This window comes from Actinophytocola sp. (assembly GCF_035942955.1).
In the GTDB taxonomy this organism is placed as follows: Bacteria; Actinomycetota; Actinomycetes; order Mycobacteriales; family Pseudonocardiaceae; genus DASYTH01.
In genome coordinates this window covers 15,204-32,187 of record NZ_DASZCQ010000269.1, presented here as the reverse complement: position 1 = coordinate 32,187, position 16,984 = coordinate 15,204, and the positions used below count along the sequence as shown (strand labels likewise).

Annotated in this window: 19 protein-coding genes; 7 read left to right on the top strand and 12 right to left on the bottom strand. The window is 71.6% G+C overall.

Going from position 1 to position 16,984, the window contains the following annotated elements; translation table 11 throughout:
* Positions 1–672, top strand: a 672-nt coding sequence (locus tag VGX25_RS27400; protein ID WP_326920794.1) for a methyltransferase domain-containing protein, incomplete at its 5' end; no start/stop codon positions are given.
* A gap of 12 nt (positions 673–684) precedes the next feature.
* On the opposite strand, the gene VGX25_RS27395 is transcribed toward VGX25_RS27400, so the two are convergent.
* From VGX25_RS27395 to VGX25_RS27370, 6 genes are all read right to left on the bottom strand, one after another.
* The gene (locus VGX25_RS27395) at positions 685–1,872 is read right to left on the bottom strand and encodes a hypothetical protein (RefSeq protein WP_326920793.1); all 1,188 of its coding nucleotides are present in this window, start codon (positions 1,870–1,872) and stop codon (positions 685–687) included.
* An 86-nt stretch (positions 1,873–1,958) separates the two neighbouring features.
* On the bottom strand, positions 1,959–3,179 hold the full coding sequence (locus VGX25_RS27390) for a hypothetical protein (RefSeq protein WP_326920792.1): 1,221 nt from the start codon (positions 3,177–3,179) through the stop codon (positions 1,959–1,961).
* Between the two features lie 40 nt (positions 3,180–3,219).
* Positions 3,220–5,316 (bottom strand): bifunctional polysaccharide deacetylase/glycosyltransferase family 2 protein, encoded by a 2,097-nt coding sequence (locus VGX25_RS27385; RefSeq protein ID WP_326920791.1) that lies wholly within the window; start codon positions 5,314–5,316, stop codon positions 3,220–3,222.
* 3 nt (positions 5,317–5,319) lie between these two features.
* Complete coding sequence (locus VGX25_RS27380; RefSeq protein ID WP_326920790.1) at positions 5,320–5,733, bottom strand: hypothetical protein; 414 nt, start codon at positions 5,731–5,733, stop codon at positions 5,320–5,322.
* 24 nt (positions 5,734–5,757) lie between these two features.
* Complete coding sequence (locus VGX25_RS27375) at positions 5,758–6,312, bottom strand: PadR family transcriptional regulator (RefSeq protein WP_326920789.1); 555 nt, start codon at positions 6,310–6,312, stop codon at positions 5,758–5,760.
* 24 nt (positions 6,313–6,336) lie between these two features.
* Positions 6,337–7,020, bottom strand: a complete 684-nt coding sequence (locus VGX25_RS27370; RefSeq protein WP_326920788.1) for a maleylpyruvate isomerase family mycothiol-dependent enzyme — start codon at positions 7,018–7,020, stop codon at positions 6,337–6,339.
* A 48-nt stretch (positions 7,021–7,068) separates the two neighbouring features.
* Here VGX25_RS27370 and upp point away from each other — a divergent pair, with 48 nt between their 5' ends.
* The gene (gene upp / locus VGX25_RS27365) at positions 7,069–7,692 is read left to right on the top strand and encodes a uracil phosphoribosyltransferase (protein ID WP_326920787.1); all 624 of its coding nucleotides are present in this window, start codon (positions 7,069–7,071) and stop codon (positions 7,690–7,692) included.
* A 260-nt stretch (positions 7,693–7,952) separates the two neighbouring features.
* On the opposite strand, the gene VGX25_RS27360 is transcribed toward upp, so the two are convergent.
* Positions 7,953–8,549 carry a TetR/AcrR family transcriptional regulator gene (locus VGX25_RS27360; protein WP_326920786.1) on the bottom strand — a complete coding sequence of 199 codons (597 nt, stop codon included), beginning with the start codon at positions 8,547–8,549 and terminating at the stop codon, positions 7,953–7,955.
* A gap of 123 nt (positions 8,550–8,672) precedes the next feature.
* On the opposite strand from VGX25_RS27360, the gene VGX25_RS27355 reads away from it, so the two are divergent.
* Genes VGX25_RS27355 through VGX25_RS27340 form a run of 4 tightly spaced genes read left to right on the top strand, consistent with a single transcriptional unit; the run spans position 8,673 to position 10,697 of the window.
* On the top strand, positions 8,673–8,873 hold the full coding sequence (locus tag VGX25_RS27355) for a CopG family transcriptional regulator (RefSeq protein WP_326920785.1): 201 nt from the start codon (positions 8,673–8,675) through the stop codon (positions 8,871–8,873).
* Between the two features lie 7 nt (positions 8,874–8,880).
* Positions 8,881–9,270, top strand: a complete 390-nt coding sequence (locus VGX25_RS27350) for a type II toxin-antitoxin system death-on-curing family toxin (RefSeq protein ID WP_326920784.1) — start codon at positions 8,881–8,883, stop codon at positions 9,268–9,270.
* Between the two features lie 39 nt (positions 9,271–9,309).
* Positions 9,310–9,711 (top strand): MerR family transcriptional regulator, encoded by a 402-nt coding sequence (locus VGX25_RS27345; protein ID WP_326920783.1) that lies wholly within the window; start codon positions 9,310–9,312, stop codon positions 9,709–9,711.
* Positions 9,708–10,697, top strand: coding sequence for an aldo/keto reductase (locus tag VGX25_RS27340; protein ID WP_326920782.1), 990 nt, complete (start codon positions 9,708–9,710; stop codon positions 10,695–10,697). Before VGX25_RS27345 ends, VGX25_RS27340 begins: the two co-directional genes overlap by 4 nt.
* Before the next feature lie 3 nt (positions 10,698–10,700).
* Here the strand turns inward: VGX25_RS27340 and VGX25_RS27335 are convergent, their stop codons facing one another.
* Together VGX25_RS27335 and VGX25_RS27330 are read right to left on the bottom strand one after the other, a co-directional pair.
* Positions 10,701–11,153: a flavodoxin family protein gene (locus VGX25_RS27335; RefSeq protein ID WP_326920781.1), complete on the bottom strand. Its 453-nt coding sequence runs from the start codon at positions 11,151–11,153 to the stop codon at positions 10,701–10,703.
* 2 nt (positions 11,154–11,155) lie between these two features.
* The gene (locus VGX25_RS27330; RefSeq protein WP_326920780.1) at positions 11,156–12,019 is read right to left on the bottom strand and encodes a helix-turn-helix transcriptional regulator; all 864 of its coding nucleotides are present in this window, start codon (positions 12,017–12,019) and stop codon (positions 11,156–11,158) included.
* 100 nt (positions 12,020–12,119) lie between these two features.
* Here VGX25_RS27330 and VGX25_RS27325 point away from each other — a divergent pair, with 100 nt between their 5' ends.
* A complete protein-coding gene (locus VGX25_RS27325; protein ID WP_326920779.1) occupies positions 12,120–12,842 on the top strand; it encodes an SDR family oxidoreductase in 723 nt (240 codons plus the stop codon).
* Between the two features lies 1 nt (position 12,843).
* Here the strand turns inward: VGX25_RS27325 and VGX25_RS27320 are convergent, their stop codons facing one another.
* The 3 genes from VGX25_RS27320 to VGX25_RS27310 are packed head-to-tail and all read right to left on the bottom strand — an operon-like array spanning position 12,844 to position 16,965.
* Positions 12,844–14,499 carry a phospho-sugar mutase gene (locus VGX25_RS27320; protein WP_326920778.1) on the bottom strand — a complete coding sequence of 552 codons (1,656 nt, stop codon included), beginning with the start codon at positions 14,497–14,499 and terminating at the stop codon, positions 12,844–12,846.
* Positions 14,496–15,299: a purine-nucleoside phosphorylase gene (locus tag VGX25_RS27315; protein ID WP_326920777.1), complete on the bottom strand. Its 804-nt coding sequence runs from the start codon at positions 15,297–15,299 to the stop codon at positions 14,496–14,498. Before VGX25_RS27315 ends, VGX25_RS27320 begins: the two co-directional genes overlap by 4 nt.
* A 10-nt stretch (positions 15,300–15,309) precedes the next feature.
* Positions 15,310–16,965, bottom strand: a complete 1,656-nt coding sequence (locus tag VGX25_RS27310; RefSeq protein WP_326920776.1) for a serine/threonine-protein kinase — start codon at positions 16,963–16,965, stop codon at positions 15,310–15,312.
* Positions 16,966–16,984: the final 19 nt, after the last annotated feature.

Genomic DNA, 16,984 nt, shown 5'->3' with positions numbered 1-16,984 from the left:
GGCGGGGGCCCCGGCGAGCGGGCCGCCGACATCGGCTCCGGCACAGGCGACGAGCTGCAGGCGCTGGCGGCGGCGGTCCTGCCGGGCGGCGAGGCGATCGGCGTCGAGCCGAACGCCGGCCTGCGCGCCGAGGCGGCCCGGCGGGCCACCGAGGCCGGCTCGGCCGCGACCTTCGTCGACGGCGACGCCTACGCCCTGCCGTTCCCCGACGCCAGCGTGGACGTGGCCCGGTGCGAGCGGGTGTGGCAGCACCTCGACCACCCGGAGCGGGCGGCCATCGAGATCGCCAGGGTGCTGCGTTCCGGCGGCCGGGTCGCGCTGATCGACACCGACTGGGCGACCGCGATCATCCATCCCGGCGACCCGGAGGTCCTCGAGCGCCTGCACCGGTTCTGGCTCAGCCGCTTTCCCAACCCGCTGTCCGGCCGCCGCCTGACCGGCCAGCTCACCGCCGCCGGCCTGGTGGTCGACGACCTCGGCTCCCAGGCGCTCATCCAGGACGCGCGCGCCATCGACACCATCATGACGATGTCCACCGACCTCGCCCTCGCCGAAGGCGTCATCACCGAACCGGAGCGCGACAACCTGGTCGCCGACCTCCGCGCCGGCGCCAGCCGCGGCGACTTCCACTTCTCCGTCACGATGTTCGGAGTCCTGGCGCACAAACCCTGACCGGACCGGGTGTCAGGCCTCGGCTTGCTTGATCTTCTCGGCGAGCCCGGCGTCCTTGACCGACTCGGCACGCAGCAGCGTCACCACGGACTTGACCGCCGGATCGCCCTTGATCGCCTTCCACACGGCGGTGAAGTCAATCCACCCCTTCGCGTAGTGGGTCATCGCCCCGACGAACCCGGCATGGTCGACGACCAACGGCACGGCCTCCGGTTCGGCCACCACGGCGGCCGCGTATTCCGTCAGGTACGCCTCCCAGGTATCCAGATTTCCCGGGTCCCAGGCCTTCCCCCGGTCGTCCAGCCTGGCCACCTTCTGCTCGAACCGCTGCACGCTCGGGTGTCGCGCGCAGAACCGCCACAGGTTCGCCATGGACTTGGCCTTCTCGTCCCGGATCCGCTTCACGGTCGGCACGCACTTCGGCCACCCGTCTAGGCTGGCCCACATCACCTGCACCCGTTTCCGGAAGTCCGCCCCGAGGTCGGGCAGGTCCGGTGGCGGTTTCATCAGGTAGGCGATCGTTTCGGTGTCATAAGCGATGTCGACGGTTTCCAGCCAGCTCGCCGGGTCGTCGGTGACGGGAGGAAGCAGGGAGATCTGCCATTCGGCGACGATCGCGGGACCGGGCTCCCGGAGCGTGTAGTAGCGCACATAGACGCCGCCCAACCCGCTCAGGAACGCCGCCGCCTCCGACTTCTTGCGCTTGGCGACCAGATCGCGCAACGCCTCGCCGGCCTCCTTCTCCCCGACCATCGACAGGTTGTGCGGGACATCCATCTTGATGCCCAGGATGCCGGTGTCGATCTGGTTGACCAGGCCCGGAACGGTCATCGTGCAGCACAGCAGCCAGATCTCGGTGAATGTCGTCGCATTCTCGTCGATCAGGTTGCCCAGGTGCATCTCCTTGTCCAGGTACTGGATCGGGTGCGGGTATGTGGCCGGCTGCAGGCGGTTCGACACCTTGCGTTCGGTCGGGGTCAGCGGCGTCAGCCGCAGGTCGGGTAGGTAGTCGGGCCACTCGGCCGGGGTTTGCGAGCCGTGGAAGATGTCGAAGGAAGCCCACGAGGAGATGCCGTGGCCGATCGCGGCGAAGAACCCGACCGGGATGTGCGTCTTCTTGAACGGGATTTCGGTGTGGCTCAGCCGTTCACCGTGGCAGAAGATGACCAGCGGCTTGGCCGGCTGGACGCGGGTCGGCACGAACGGCTTCGGCTGGCGTTTCGGGCTCCGCGTGTCAACTGTCTCTTGTGGACGTTTGGGTGAGGTGCGTTGCTCGTGAGGATCCGTCATATTCTCACAGTCGATGGCGGGCCGAACTCGTTACGCTCAAGCTGGCCGGGTTGCCGGTACTGGGCCAGGTGATGGTCACAGAGGTAGAGGGTGAGACCTTCCGGGGTCGTGGTTCGAGACAGGCCGCCCCAGGCGCGGTCCGGGTCGAGCTTGGTGAGCATCGCTTCGAGGGCGCGGAAGTCGGCGTCGGTCACGGCGTGTGCCGCGGGTGCGGGTTCGGCGTCGCGCAGCTCGTCCTTGTGGCGGAGCTGGCTCGGAAGCTGGTTGGCCAGTTCCTTCATCAGGTCGCAGTCGGCCTTGAGCTGCGCGTCGAGCGTGCCGATCGCCACGCCGAGCACCGGGCCGGCGAGCGGGGCGGCGTGCTTGAGCACCTTGATCAGATTTTGCAGGTACGGCCCCAGTTTGCGGAACCACTCGGCGGGCTGGGTGATCGGGTAGACGCCCTGCGGTTCCGGGAGGCGATGCCAGGCGCCGGGTTCCTCGCAGTACAGGTGGAGCTCGTATGCCGAGCCGGCCAGCCGGCGGCGGCCGGCCGGCACAACGGCGAACACGCTCGGGCACCGGGTCTCCTGCTGGACCTGCAGGTGGTGCTGGACCTTGAGGAACATCCGCTGCAGGTACTCGCTCTGGTCGTCCAGCTTCTCCCCGAGCCGGGCGATGTCTGTGGCGATCTGGTCGATGCTCATCCGGGTGGCGTCCCGTTCGGACGGTGTGAGCCCGAACAGGAGCTGCGGGACGGAGACGAGCTCCCCGGAGTTGTGGCACTCGATCTGGTCGCGCGGCGGCGTGCGGGCCAGGCGCGCGCGCAAGTTCTCGTAGTCGAACAGCTCCGGGCACGCGTCCTGGCACGGGCACGGGACCTGGCGGGTGATGTCGAGCCCGGGAAAGCGTTCCAGCGTCAGGTTGAGCCCGTCGTCGAGCACCAGGAAGAACCCGGCCGGGGTCGGCCCGCGCACGGCCAGTTCCACCACGCTGCGATGCCGGTCCGCGCGCACCAGCGCCAGATGCTGGCCGTCGGGGTGTGCGAGCAGCGCACCGGTTCGCCAGTGGGTCTTCGTGCTGAAGCGGTGCGACCGGGCGATGAACCAGGTGGGAATGCCCGGCGGCATGGTGTTGAGCCGGTAGATCACCTTGATCTCCCGGGTGCTGGGCCGGTTCCGGATCTCCTCCCATTCCTTCTGGTAGGGCGGCGGGTTCCACTGCGGCCGCTCCACCACGAGGGTTGCTTCGTCGAGCCCGTAACCCCGTAGGGGTTGGTTAAGCCCGGTGCGCAACCGCGGTGCCGTGGCGTTCGAGTTTTTGCCAGGGGAGGCGGACGCCCGAGAGCGCGGTGGCGAGGGATTGGACGACGACGAGGTACATGAGTTGGCGGTAGACGAGCTGTTGCAGGGGGAGGGCGAGCAGCGGGCCCAGGCGCTCGCCGTCGAGGCGGAACGCGACGATGCCGGGGATGGCTTGCAGGACAAGGAAAGCGAGCCAGGTGAGGGTGGTGGCGACGCTGTTACCGGTGAGCAGGGCGTAGACCGCGGCGACGTCGACGACGGGGGCGAGGACCGGAAGGGCGACCTGGAAGAGGAGGAGGTAGGGCAGGCCGCGCCGGCCGAGGTGCCCGGCGGGGCCGCGCTCGAGCACGGCGCGGCGGTGCTTCCAGACCGCCTGCAGGGTGCCGTAGCACCAGCGGTAGCGCTGCTTCCACAGCTGGCCGAGGGTGGCGGGGGCCTCGGTCCAGGCGACGGCGCGTTCCTCGTAGGTGACCCGCCAGCCGGCGCGTTCCAGAGCCATAGTCAGGTCGGTGTCCTCGGCGAGGGTGTCGCCGCCGACGCCGCCGACCGCGAGCACGGCTGAGCGGCGGAAGGCGCCCACCGCGCCGGGAACCGTGGGCATGCAGCCGAGCACGTCGTACATCCGGCGGTCCAGGTTGAAACCGATCACGTACTCGATGTGCTGCCACCGGCCCAGCAGACCGCGGCGGTTGGCCACCTTGGCGTTGCCGGACACCGCGCCGACCGCCGGGTCGGTGAAGTGCGCGGCAAGGCGGCCGACCGTGTGCGGCTCCAGCACGGTGTCGCCGTCGACCATCATCACGAGGTTGGTGCGGGCGGCGGCCAGGCCCGTGTTGAGGGCGGCGGCCTTGCCGGCGTTGGCCTGCCGGATGAGTCGAACCCTGGGTAAACGAAGGGAAGCGACGATCCTGGCGGTGCGGTCGGTCGAGCCGTCGTCGACCACGATCACCTCGACCGGGTGGCGCGAGGCCAGGATCGACCGCACGGTGGCCTCGATGCCGGCGGCCTCGTTGTACGCCGGCACGATCACCGTGACCGGAGCCCGCACGGACGGGCGCGGCGAGCGCCGGGTCCGCCGGACGTGCACCCAGGCCGTGATCAGCACCAGCAGGGTGCGCAGCGCGGCAAGGCCGGTCGCCACGATCAGCAGGACCTGCAGCGTGTCCGCGGTGGCCTCGGCCAGTTGGATGGCGCCGACCAGCAGGGCGCCGCCGAGCCACTCGAGCGCGCTCGACTCGCCCTGGGTGCCGCGGGCGCCGACCGTGCCGGTGACCGTGCCGATCCGCCAGCCATCGGCCTTCAGCGTCGGGAGGAGCTTGTCCAGCGCGGCAACGGTTTGCGCGCGGTCGCCGCCCCCGTCGTGCATGAGCAGCACGGCGCCGAGGTCGTCCGGCGGGGTGCTGCGGGCGATGATCTCGTCGACGCCGGGCCGCCGCCAGTCCGTGGAGTCCACATTGGACAGCACGACGAGCCGGCCGGAGTCGCCGAGGCGTTGGGCCGCCGCCCAAGCCGCGTCGTCGACGGCGTCCGGGGTGGCCGAGTAGGGCGGCCGGATCAGCGAGGTGCTCACCCCGGCCGCGTAGGCCAGCACGAGGTCGGTCGAGCGCAGCTCGAGCCAGGTGCGCAGCGGGCCGGCCGTGCTCAGGTCGGTGTGCGTGGCGGTGTGGTGGCCGACCTCGTGCCCCGCGGCCAGGATCCGCTCGACCAGGCCGGGATGCTCGGCCGCGTGCGCCCCCGTGACGAAGAACGTGGCGTGCACGTCGTGCCGCGCAAGCACGTCCAGAATCGCCGGTGTCCACTGTGGATCCGGGCCGTCGTCGAAGGTGAGCGCGATCGTCCGGTCCGGCGGGCGCAGCGTGGCCGGCGGGTCCCGGCGCGGATCGATGATCGGGCCGCCGGTGCGCACCGCCGCCGGGACCTTCGCGGCCGGTCCCGGGGCGCGCGCGCCCTCCGCGCCCAGCCCGCCGGCGAGCAGCGAGTTGAGCGCGAGCAGCCCGGCGATCGCGCCGAGCAGCGTGGCCAGCAGCAGCCAGTGGGCGCGCGGCGGCGGGGTCCGGAAGTGTCTTGCCACGAGCTAGCGGGTGTGGCCGGGCGGGGTCGGGAGGTCGGTGGGCCGGCCGGGTGGAGCTTCCGGCTTGCCCTTGGCGGAGGTCGGGGTCGTGGTGGTCGGCGTGGGGGTGGTGGTGACCGGGGTCGCGTCCGCCGGGCGGTCGTCCCGCGCGCGGCGGCCGGGCGTCTGGCTGGTGGATGCCGGATCGCCGCGCTCGGCGCCGGGTCCCGGCTGCGGCTTCACCGGGGGTGCGGCCGGGGCCGGCTCGGGCAACGATGCGGTAGGAGCGATCGGGACGCCGAGCAGCGCGGCGACCAGCAGCGCGCCGACCGCGAAGAGCGTGCCGGCGCCGATCACGGCGGCTAATCGTACGGTTCGGCGCCGGCGTCCGGTGGGGTCCACGAACACCGGTGAGGCCATGGGTCTGGCGTCGGGCATCGGGCACTCCAGGTCGGGAGAGCGTCACTCTAACCGGTGACTCCCGGCATCCTGGGGGAGGCCGAGCACCGCCGGAAGCTCGTCGAACCAGTCGAGTACGGCCTGCTCATGGCGGATGCCGAAGCGTAGTGTGGCGAGCCGCTGAGCCTGGCCGGGCGCGCCGGCGAGCAGCTTCTCGTGCGTGCGGTAGCCGGCGAGCCGCTCGGCGTGTCGCGCGCGCTCGGTCTCGATGATCTCGCGCAGCCGGCCCGGCGCGAGGTGGCCGGCGAACTGGATGGTCAGCAGCAGCGGCACCCGCAGCTGCTCGCGCGCCGGATCCCCGTTGATCCACTCGGCGAACGCGGCCCGGCCGGCCGGTGTGATCGTGTACGGCTTGCGGTCGCGCGGGCCCGGCTCGCCGACCGTCACCAGGCCGGTCTCGGTCATCCTGGCCAGCTCCCGGTAGACCTGGCTCTGGGTCAGCGTCCAGAAGTTGCCGATCCGCTCCTGGGCGGTGGCCACCAGATCCCAGCCGGTCATCGGACCCTGGTGCAGCAGGCCGAGCAGGGACGCGGCGGTGGCGTTGAGCTCACGGGGCATGACGTCCCATTGTGTCAGGTCGGCTCAGTCGATCAGATCTCGGTCGGTCTGCGGCAGCACCGCGATCCGCTCGGTGAACCCGTTCGGTTTTCCCGTCCAGTCCCACGCCTCGATCTGCGCGCGGCTGCGCCGCCCGTACACCGCGCGGCTCAGCTCGTAGGTGCCCACCCGGACCGACCCCTCGACGTCGCCGATGCCAAGCCGGTACTCGCGATCCGGCGTGTAGATCATGAATTGGCCGAGGTCGTCGAAGTCCTCGGCCACCCTCGGCACCGTGCAGTCGGCGATGGCCAGCGACGCCTCGGCCGGCGGGCGGGGCAGGCCGAGCGCGCCGTACAGGTCGGCCTCGTGCACGCCGGTGTCCAGGTACGGGTTGCGCACCAGGAAGCTCGGATGCTCGGCCCGCAGCGCGATCTCCTCCCACCGTTGCCCGACCTCGGCCCACTCGTCGAGCAGCTCGGCCACGCTGCGACCGGCCCGCGCGGCGACCTGCGCGGCGGTCCACTCCTCGCCGGGCGCGCCGTCGATGCGGTCGTTGACGATGTCCGCAGTGGACCCGGCGAGATGGGCCAGGAGGTCCCGAACCGTCCACTGGGGACACGCCGGCACGTTGGCGCACAACTGGTCCGCGGTCAGCCGCCGGGCGACGGCGATCATGCGTCGCCGCATGTCCCGGTACAGGGCGGCGCCGGTCCGTGGGTCGACCATGGGCCAGTGGTACACCGGCGACGTCCGGGACCGCTAGCGTGTCGGTCCATGGATGTGCTCACGGTCGATCATCCGCTGGCCAAGGCTCGACTGACGGTCATGCGCGACGCCAGGACGGACAGCGCGACGTTCCGCGCCGCGCTGCACGAGCTGACCGTGATGCTGATCTACGAGGCCATGCGCGACGCCCCGGTGCGCACCGAGCGCATCCACACCCCGGTGGCGCGCGCCGACGGGTACTGGCTGGCCAACCCGCCGCTGCTGGTCCCGGTGCTGCGGGCCGGTCTCGGCATGGCCGACCAGGCGCACAAGCTGATCCCGGACGCCAAGATGGGGTTCGTCGGGCTGGCCCGTGACGAGGAGACGCTGCAGCCGACGCCGTACATGGAATCGTTGCCGGAGAACCTCTCGCACCGTCCGGTCTTCGTGCTCGACCCGATGCTGGCCACGGGTGGGTCGATGGAGTACACGATCCGGCTGCTGACCGACCGGGGCGCCACGGATGTGACCGCGGTATGCGCGCTGGCCGCGCCGGAGGGGATCAAGCGCCTGTCCGAGTCGGGACTGCCCGTGCGATTGGTCACGGCCAGCGTGGACGAGCGGCTCAACGACTCCGGCTACATCGTGCCGGGGCTGGGCGACGCGGGGGACCGGCAGTACGGGGCGGTCTAGCTGCGTTTTCTAGCTCGGGCTGTGTTTTCTAGCTCGGGCAAGGCCGCCGGTCGCCTTCGGCGCCGGCCTTGGGTCGGGTTGGCTGGTGGGTTGCGGGCCGGGGTGGGTGGTTACGTGTTGTGGTGGTTGACGACGCCTGCAGGCAGGGGCTCGTTCCTCGCCCCTGCCCTTGTCGTCGTGTGGCGGCCGCCCTCGCCAAAGATTGGTCGACCCCAGCGACACTTCCAGCGACGGCTCCAGCGACGATTTCGAAGTGCGCGCTAGATCGTTGTTCGCCAGCCGGTGAGGTTCGCGCGCAGGGCCCGCTCGTAGGCGGCGTCGACGTCGAGCTCCTCGGGTGCGTATCCGTTGAGCTCCAAGGAAACCATGCCGTGCGCGATGCCCCAGCAGGACATGACGACGAGGTTGGTGGGGACCTCGACGAACACGCCTTCCTTGATCCCGTCCTGGACCACCTCGATGAGCGGGGTCAGCGCGATCATCGCCTCCCGGCTGACCTGCTCGTCCGGCTCGAACCCCGGCACGATGTTGGCGAACATGACCGGGTACAGGTGCGGGTCGGCGAGCGCGCTGCGCCGGTAGGCCAGGCCGAGCTGGATCAGGTCCTCGGCGGGGTCGTCGGTGCGCGGCACGGCGAGCAGGTGCGCGCCGAACCGTTGGAACGCCTCGATGAACAGCTCCTTGACCAACCCCGGCTTGCCGCCGAACAGTGAGTACACCGCCGTCGTGGAGGTGCCGACGTCGGCGGCGAGGCGGCGCAGGCTCAGCGCGCCGGTGCCCTCCGCGGACAGCAGGATCCCGGCCCGGTCGAGGAGGCGAACGCGCAGCGCGTCGTCGTGGGTTCTCGGCCGAGGCACAGGAAGAAGGTTACCGCTCGGCAGTTTGAGAACGCCGTTACAAGAGTATGTTTCAAGTTGCTACCACCGAGGTATCATCGGTCCTGTCGGATCGCTTCCCAGGTTGGTGTTGAACACATGGCCATGACCCTTCGACTGACCCACGAGGAGAACGAGCGGCTCAACGAGCTCGCCGCCGCCGAGGGTCGCTCCAAGCACGAGGTGGTGCGGCTCGCGCTGGCCGACCGCTGGGCAAAGCTGCACAAGGAGCAACAGCTCAACGAGATCCTCGGTCGCGTGCTGCCGCGCTACCGGGGAATGCTCGAGAAACTCGGTACGGCATGATCTCTGAGTGATCGCCTACCTGGACGCCAGCGACCTCCTGGTGCTGGCGGCCGCCGTCACCGGTGGTGACCTGGTAGTACGTGATCTCGGACTGCTCGACTCCGCGGCGCACCGGCCGCGGGCCACGGTGCTGGGTGTCGAGGCCTACGACACCCTGTGGCTCAAGGCCGCCGCGCTGCTCGACTCGATCGTGCGCACCCGCCCGCTCGTCGAGGGCAACTGGCGGCTGGGCTGGGTCGCCGCCGTCACCATGTGCGACCTCAACGGCTGGTGGATCGACGCCGACGAGGACGACGCGCTGGAGATCGTCCGCGAGGTCGGCCGCGGAAACGTCGACGTGCCGAAGATGGCCGAGCACCTGGAGGCGTGGGGGCTGCCGAAGGAATCCGATATGTAATTTGACCTGGAGTGCGCTCCAGCTTCTACGGTCGATGTCGTGACTTACGCGATCGCCGAGGCGGCCCATCTGAGCGGGCTGTCGATCGACACCCTGAGATATTACGAACGCATCGAGCTCATCGACCCGCCGGCCAGGGACTCAGGCGGCCGCCGGGCCTACTCCGAGGAAGACCTCGCCTGGCTGGAGTTTCTCACCAAGCTGCGCACTACCGGCATGCCGATCCGGCTGATGCGCGAGTACGCCAAGCTGCGCCACCAGGGGCTGGCCACCGCGAGTCAGCGCCGGCAGATCCTGGTCGAGCACCGCAAGGACGTGCTCGCCCGCATCGCCGACCTGCAGGCGTGCCTCGAGGTTCTCAACTACAAGATCAGCCACTACGAGCAGTGCGAGCGGGATCTGGCCGCGGCGTCGGCCCCGCTCCAGGAGGCCACCGCATGAACCTGCCGATTCGCCGGCTCGGCGCGCTCGAGGTCAGCGCGCAGGGCCTTGGCTGCATGGGAATGAGCGAGTTCTACGGCGCGACCGACGAGACCGAGTCGATCGCGACCATCCATCGCGCGCTGGAGCTGGGCGTGACCCTGCTGGACACCGCGGACATGTACGGCGTCGGGCGCAACGAGGAGCTGGTCGGGCGGGCCATCCGCGACCGCCGCGACGGGGTCGTGCTGGCCACCAAGTTCGGCAACGTGCGCGGTCCGAACGGCGAGTTCCAGGGCATCCGCGGGGACGCCGAGTACGTCCGGCAGGCGTGTGACGCGTCGTTGCGCCGGCTCGGCGTGGACCACATCGACCTGTACTACCAGCATCGGGTCGACGAGAAGGTCCCGATCGAGGAGACCGTGGGCGCGATGGCCGAGTTGGTGGCCGCCGGGAAGGTGCGCCATCTCGGGCTGTCCGAGGCGGGTGCGGAGACCATCCGCCGCGCGCACGCCGTCCACCCGATCGCCGCCGTGCAGAGCGAATGGTCGCTGTGGAGCCGCGACATCGAGGAGTCGGTGGTGCCGGCGTGCCGCGAGCTCGGCATCGGGATCGTCGCGTACTCGCCGCTCGGCCGCGGTTTCCTCACCGGACGGATCACCTCGGCCGCCGACCTGGAGGACGGGGACTTCCGCTCGTGGGGCCAGCCCCGGTTCGCCGCCGGCAACCTGGAGCGCAACCTGGCGATCGTGGATGCCTTGCGGGACGTGGCGTCCCGGCGAGGGGTGACCGCCGGGCAGCTCGCGCTGGCCTGGGTTCAGGCGCGGGGCGACGACGTCGTGCCGATCCCCGGCACCAAGCGGATCCGCTATCTCGAGGAGAACGTCGCGGCCGTTGGGTTGGCGCTGTCCGACGACGACCTCGCCGCGATCGAGAAGGCGGCCCCGGCGGACGCCGTGCACGGGACCCGCTACGCCGAGTCCAGCATGCGGGCGCTCGGGCGGTGAGCCCTACGACATGAGGCCGGCCGCGACCGTGGCCCCCAGCTCCCAGCAGGACTCCAGATCCTCCTTGCTCGGCTGGCCCAGCACGGTCACGGTCGCGGCGGCCGGTGTCCAACCCATCCCCTTCGCGATGCTCTCCACCGCCCGGACCGCACCCTCGGTCCCCTCGTTGCCGTGCACGTACAACCCGTACGGCCGGCCCCTGGTGGCGTCCAGGCACGGGTAGTACACGGTGTCGAAGAAGACCTTGAGCGCGCCAGACATGTAGCCGATGTTCGCCGGGGTGCCGAGCAGGTACCCGTCGGCCTCCAGCACGTCCACCGGGCTCGCCGTCAACGCCGGCCGCCGCACCACCTCCACCCCGGTGATCTCCTCGGTCGTGGCTCCGGAGAGCGCCGCCTCGAACATCGCCTGCAGCGCCGGCGACGGCGTGTGGTGCACGATCAGCAAACGGGCCACGCTCAGTGAGCGTAGCGCTCGGCCGAGGTCAGGTCCTGGGTGCCGATCACCTTCAGTAGCTGCAGGGCCTCGTGCGAGCTGGTGCCGGGGACGGCCGTGTAGAGGACGACCCGCTGGTCGCGGTCGGGGATCAGCAGCATCTGGCTCTGCAGGTCGATCGGCCCGACGACCGGGTGGTTGACGGTCTTGCACATGGTGCGTTGGACCCGGACCTCGTGCGCCGCCCACATCTGGGCGAACTCGGGGCTGCCCGCCAGCAGCTCGTCCAGCAGTTCCCGGATGCCCGGATCGTCGGGATAGCGGGCGAGCGCCGCCCGCAGATCCGCGGCCACCTCCTGCCCGAACCGGATGGTCTCCTCGTCGTCGTAGCGCCGGCAGGCGCTGCCGGGCGGGGCGAGGAACCGCCGCCGGAGGAGGTTGCGCTCCCTGGGCGGTTCGGCCGAGAAGTCGGTGATCAGCGCGGCCGCGAGCTGGTTCCAGGCCAGGACCTGGAACTTGGCGTCGAGCACCAGCGCCGGCGTGTCGTCGAGGCGGTCGAGCAGGTGCAGGACGCTCGGGGGCACGTCCTGCGGCGGCCCGGCCGGTGGTTCGGGCTGCTGGCCGGCGAGGTGGAACAGGTAGGCCCGCTCGTCGTCGGACAGCCGCAGCGCCCGCGCGATCCCGGTCAGCACGGCGCGGGACGGCTGCGGTCCGCGCGCCTGCTCGAGCCGGGTGTAGTAGTCGACCGACATCGCGGCGAGCTGCGCGACCTCCTCCCGCCGCAGCCCCGGTGTGCGGCGATGCCGGCCAGCAGCGAGGCCGACGTCGGTCGGTTGCAGCCGGTCGCGGCGGCTGCGCAGGAAGTCGGCGAGCCCAGCCCGATCCATTGCTCCAGCATGGCAAACCCGGCCGGCAGCTGGCAGGGATCGCCGATCCCAGGTTCGACCGTCTCTGCCCGGCACAGCGGCGGTTGCCCAACCTGGGCGCATGGCAGACACGAAGATCGCGCTGGTGACCGGCGCGAACAAGGGGATCGGCAAGGAGATCGCCCGGCAGCTCGGCGAGCTCGGGATGACCGTTCTGGTCGGGGCGCGGGACGAGCGGCGGGGCCGGGACGCGGCGGCGGAGCTGGCCGCCGGGAAGATCGACGCGCGTCCGGTCCAGCTCGACGTGACCGACGCCGAGTCGGTGGCGGCGGCGGCCAAGCTGGTCGAGCGGGACCACGGGCGGCTGGACGTGCTGGTGAACAACGCGGGGGTGCTGCGCGAGTGGTTCGACAAGCCCGCCACACCCGAGGATTTCCAGGACATGTTCGCCACCAACGTGACCGGTGTGGTGACCGTGACCAGGGCCATGCTTCCCTTGCTGCGCAAGGCTTCCGCGTCGCGCGTGGTGAACGTGTCCAGCGAGATCGGGTCGCTCGCGCTGCTTTCCGACCCGAACTCGGACCAGTCCGCCGTCCCGTTCTACGCCTACAGCGCGTCCAAGGCGGCGCTGAACGTGGTGACCGTGATGTTCGCCAACGAGCTGCGCGGCGAGGGCATCAAGGTCAACGCGATCTGCCCTGGCTACTGCGCCACCGACATGAACGACCACCAGGGCGTGCGCACCCCGGCCCAGGGTGCGGCCGTCGCCGTGCGCATGGCGACCGGGCCCGATGACGGGCCGACCGGGCAGTTCCGCAACGAGGCCGGTCCGTTGCCCTGGTGAGTCAGGGCGTGAGGAGCTCCGACACCGCCGAGCGCACCGCCGACATGCGCTCGGCGGCGGCCGTCTTGGCCGTGCCGAGGCCGGTCGCGTCGCCGACGGCCTCGACGATCTGCAGGTACGCCTTCAGCTTGGGCTCGGTGCCGGAGGGACGGATGACGACCCGCAGGCCTTCGCCCGTGAGCCGCAGGACATCGGGGCCGGGGTTCTCGGCCTGGACCGGTGTTCCGGCCAGCTCGGCGGGCGGGTCGGCGCGCAGAGCGGCCATGAGCCGGGAGATCCGCGGCAGCTCGTCGACCCGGATGGCGATCTGCCCGGTCAGGTGCAGTCCATGGTGGACGGACAGCTCGTCGAGGGCGTCCAGAAGGGTCTTGCCGGCGGCCTTGAGGGTGGCGGCAAGATCCGCGGCGAGCACGGCCGCGGAGATGCCGTCCTTGTCCCGCACGAAGTCCGGGTCGACGCAGTGGCCGATCGCCTCCTCGTAGGCGTAGATCAGGCCGGTGCCCTTGCCGTCGCCGGCGCGGACCAGCCACTTGAAGCCGGTGAGCGTCTCGTCGTACCGGGCCCCGTGTGCGGCCGCGATCTCCTTGAGCATCGAGGAGGACACGATCGTGGTCGCCACCAAGGGATCCGGGTGTGTGATTCGATCTACAGTGGACAGCAGGTGGGCGCCGAGGAGCACTCCGGTCTCGTCGCCGCGCAGCATCCGCCAGGCGCCGTCGGGCGTCCGGACACCGAGGGCGCACCGGTCGGCGTCCGGATCGAGCCCGACGGCCAGGTCGGCGTCCACTTCGGACGCCAGGGCCAGCAGCCGGTCGGCCGCGCCGGGCTCCTCGGGGTTCGGGAAGGTGACCGTGGGAAAGTCCGGGTCCGGCACGGCCTGCTCGACGACCACCCGGACGTCGGTGAAACCGCTGCGGCGCAAGGCTTCCACGGCGGTCTCGCCGCCCACGCCGTGCATCGGGCTGAGCACGATCCGCAGGTCCCTTGCGGTGCCGCGGGGCAGGCCGGCGACCCGGTCGAGGTAGCGGTCGACGTCGGCGTCGCTCACCGGGAGCGCGCCCGGCGCCGTCGGCACGGAGACCGCCGGTGGCGCGCCGCGGATCGCCGCCTCGATGATCCGGTCGTCCGGCGGCGCGATCTGCGCGCCATTGCCGACGAAGAGCTTGTACCCGTTGTCCGCGGGCGGATTGTGCGACGCGGTGATCTGGATGCCGGCCACGGCATGGTCGGCCCGCACCAGGAAGGCCGTGATCGGGGTGGGCAGCGGGCCGGGCAGCGTGCGCACGGTGAACCCGGCCGCGGTCAGCACCTCGGCGGCCGCGTCGGCGAACTGCGCCGAGCCGCGGCGCGCGTCCCGCCCGACGAACACGGTGCCGCCGCCGTGACCGTTGGTGCGTAACCATTCCCCGACCCCGGCGGTGGCCCGGACGACCACGGCCCGGTTCATGCCGTTGGGCCCTGCCCGAACCGGGCCGCGCAGCCCGGCCGTGCCGAACGTGAGCGTGCCGGTCATCCGGTCGGTCAGGTCGTCGACCGCGGCGGGATCGCCGGCCATCGCCGACGCGAGGACCCGCTGCAGCTCCAGCCTGGTGTCCGGGTCGGGATCGTCGGCGATCCACCGGAACGCCCGGTCCCGCAGCTCGCTTGACAGGCTCACGCCTTGGCTACCAGGTCGCGCAGCAGGCGGCCCATCCGGGTGGCCGCGCGCCGGCCGGCCTCGAGGACCTCCTCGTGGTTGAGCGGCGCGCCGGACAGCCCGGCGGCGAGGTTGGTCACCAGGGACACGCCGAGCACCTCAAGGCCGACCGCCCTGGCCGCGATCGCCTCGAGCACCGTCGACATGCCGACGAGGTCGGCGCCGAGGGTGGTCAGCATGCGGATCTCCGCGGGCGTCTCGAAGTGCGGGCCGGGCAGGCCGGCGTAGACGCCTTCGATCAGCGACGGGTCGATCTGCAGCGCCACGCCGCGCAGCCGGGCCGAGTACAGGTCGGTCAGGTCCACGAAATGCGCGCCGACCAGCGGGGATGTTCCGGTGAGGTTCAGGTGGTCGCTGATCAGCACCGGCTGGCCGACCTCGACCCCGGGCCGCAGGCAGCCGGCCGCGTTGGTGAGCACGACCGTGCCGCAGCCGGCCGCCGCCGCGGTGCGCACGCCGTGCGCCACCGCGGTGATCCCCTTGCCCTCGTACAGGTGGGTGCGGCCGAGCAGCACCAGCACCCGGCGCTGGCCGACGGTGATCGAACGGATCGAGCCGCCGTGGCCGACCGCCGTCGGGGCGGTGAACCCGGGCAGCTCGGCCATCGGCACCTCCACCGAGGCCGGGCCGATCTCGCGCGCTGCTGATCGCCAGCCGGATCCGAGGACCACGGCCACGTCGTGCTTGTCCTGCCCGGTGCGCTCGGCCAGCGCCCGGGCCGCCTCCTCGGCCACCGCCAGGGGATCAGGGGTCTCACTCACCCGCGGGAGCCTAACCCGTGACCGCGAAGTCGGGCGCGATCTTGTCGAACAGCTTGGTGCGCCCGGTGTCCTCCTGCTCGATCGGCACGGTCACGGCCACCACCCACAGGTCGATCCCGGCCGGGATCACGCGGGCGAAGGTGACCCGGTTGCCCCGGCCCGGCGCGTCGGTCGTCTTGTACACCAGCTCGATGGCCTTCTCCGGCCCCCGCGGCCCGACCCCTACCTCCTCCGTGGACACCTCGTCGTAGCGCGGCGCCGCCCGCTTGAGCATGCTCAGGTATCTGGCCACCTTGTGGTCGGGGTAGAACGCCGGGAAGCGCTCGACGGTCAGCTGCTGGGTGCCGTCCGGCGAGACGAACCGCACAACTGTGCTGTTCGCCAGCTCCTTGCTCGCCCGCTGCTCGACGAACTTCGCCCAGCCCCGCGGCACCGGCACCGAGAAGCCGCCGCCCTGCTCGCCGGCCAGCGTGCTCGCGTCCCCCGCCGTGACGGTCAGCTCGCCGAGCGGGGTGGGGGTCTGCTGCGGCGGTGCCGGCACCCGCGCCGGCGGCAGCACCGGCGCCCCGCCGATCACCCTGGCCAGCGCGAAGCCACCGGCCGCGAACAGCCCGAACAGCACCAGCGCGAGGAGCGCGACCAGCATCGAGACCAGCACGCCGCGGCGGGCGGGCCGCTGCGGCGCGCCGGGCGCCGGGAACGGCAGCGGTCCAGGGTCCACGGCGAGCGGCGGAGCCGGCTCGGAAGCCGGCGGCTCCGGCTCCGCGGCCGGCGCGGCCGCCGGCTTGAGCTCCTCCCTGGTCGGAATCTCGTCGTCCGACGTGGGGAACAACGCCGTCCCGGACGGCGGCAGCAACGGCTGCAGCATTCGCCGGACCTCGGCCAGCGGGGCGCGCCGCTCCGGGTCCTTGTCCATCAGCGCCGCGATGACCTCGGCAAGCGGGCCGGCGGACTCCGGCCGCGGCACGTCGCCGTGCACCACCGCGGACAGCGTCTCCAGCACCGGCGCGTCCGGGTCGTACGGCGCGCGGCCCTCGACCGCGGCGAACAGCGTGGCGCCGAGGCCCCACAGGTCCGCGGCCGGCGTCACCTCGCGGCCGGCGGCCACCTCGGGCGCGATGTAGGCGGGCGAGCCGAGCATGATCCCGGTGCGGGTCATGGTGAGCTCGGACATGTTGCGGGCGATGCCGAAGTCGGTGAGCTTGACCCGGCCGTCCTCGCCGACCAGCACGTTGCCCGGCTTGACGTCGCGGTGGGTGATCCCGGCCTGGTGCGCGGCGGCCAGCCCGGCCGCGACCGCGTAGCCGATCGTCGCAGCCTGCGGCGTCTGCAGCGGACCGAACTGGCGGATCAGCTCGGCCAGGCTGCGCGCGGGGATGTACTCCATCACCACGAACGGGTCGCCGTCCTCGCGCGCCACGTCGTGCAGGGTGATCACGTTGGGGTGCGAGACGACCGCGATCGCGCGGGCCTCGCGCAGGGTCCGCTCGCGCAGCTCGTCCGCCTCGGCCGCCGGGATCCCGGGTGGCAGCCGCACCTCCTTGACCGCGACCGGCCGGTGCAGGAACTCGTCGTACGCCTCCCACACCGTGCCCATCGAGCCCTGGCCGAGCGGCCGGCGCAGCCGGTACCGCCCCGCGACCACGCGCTGCTCGGAGGTAACCACCCGCCCATTGTGCACGTCA

Excerpts from the sequence above, each read along its gene's own strand:
- VGX25_RS27325 (WP_326920779.1), top strand. The coding sequence starts at position 12,120 with ATGGCAGACACGAAGATCGCGCTGGTGACCGGCGCGAACAAGGGGATC.
- VGX25_RS27370 (WP_326920788.1), bottom strand. The coding sequence starts at position 7,020 with ATGGTCGACCCACGGACCGGCGCCGCCCTGTACCGGGACATGCGGCGA.
- VGX25_RS27355 (WP_326920785.1), top strand. The coding sequence starts at position 8,673 with ATGACCCTTCGACTGACCCACGAGGAGAACGAGCGGCTCAACGAGCTC.
- VGX25_RS27380 (WP_326920790.1), bottom strand. The coding sequence starts at position 5,733 with ATGCCCGACGCCAGACCCATGGCCTCACCGGTGTTCGTGGACCCCACC.
- VGX25_RS27330 (WP_326920780.1), bottom strand. The coding sequence starts at position 12,019 with ATGGATCGGGCTGGGCTCGCCGACTTCCTGCGCAGCCGCCGCGACCGG.
- VGX25_RS27375 (WP_326920789.1), bottom strand. The coding sequence starts at position 6,312 with ATGCCCCGTGAGCTCAACGCCACCGCCGCGTCCCTGCTCGGCCTGCTG.
- VGX25_RS27340 (WP_326920782.1), top strand. The coding sequence starts at position 9,708 with ATGAACCTGCCGATTCGCCGGCTCGGCGCGCTCGAGGTCAGCGCGCAG.
- upp (WP_326920787.1), top strand. The coding sequence starts at position 7,069 with ATGGATGTGCTCACGGTCGATCATCCGCTGGCCAAGGCTCGACTGACG.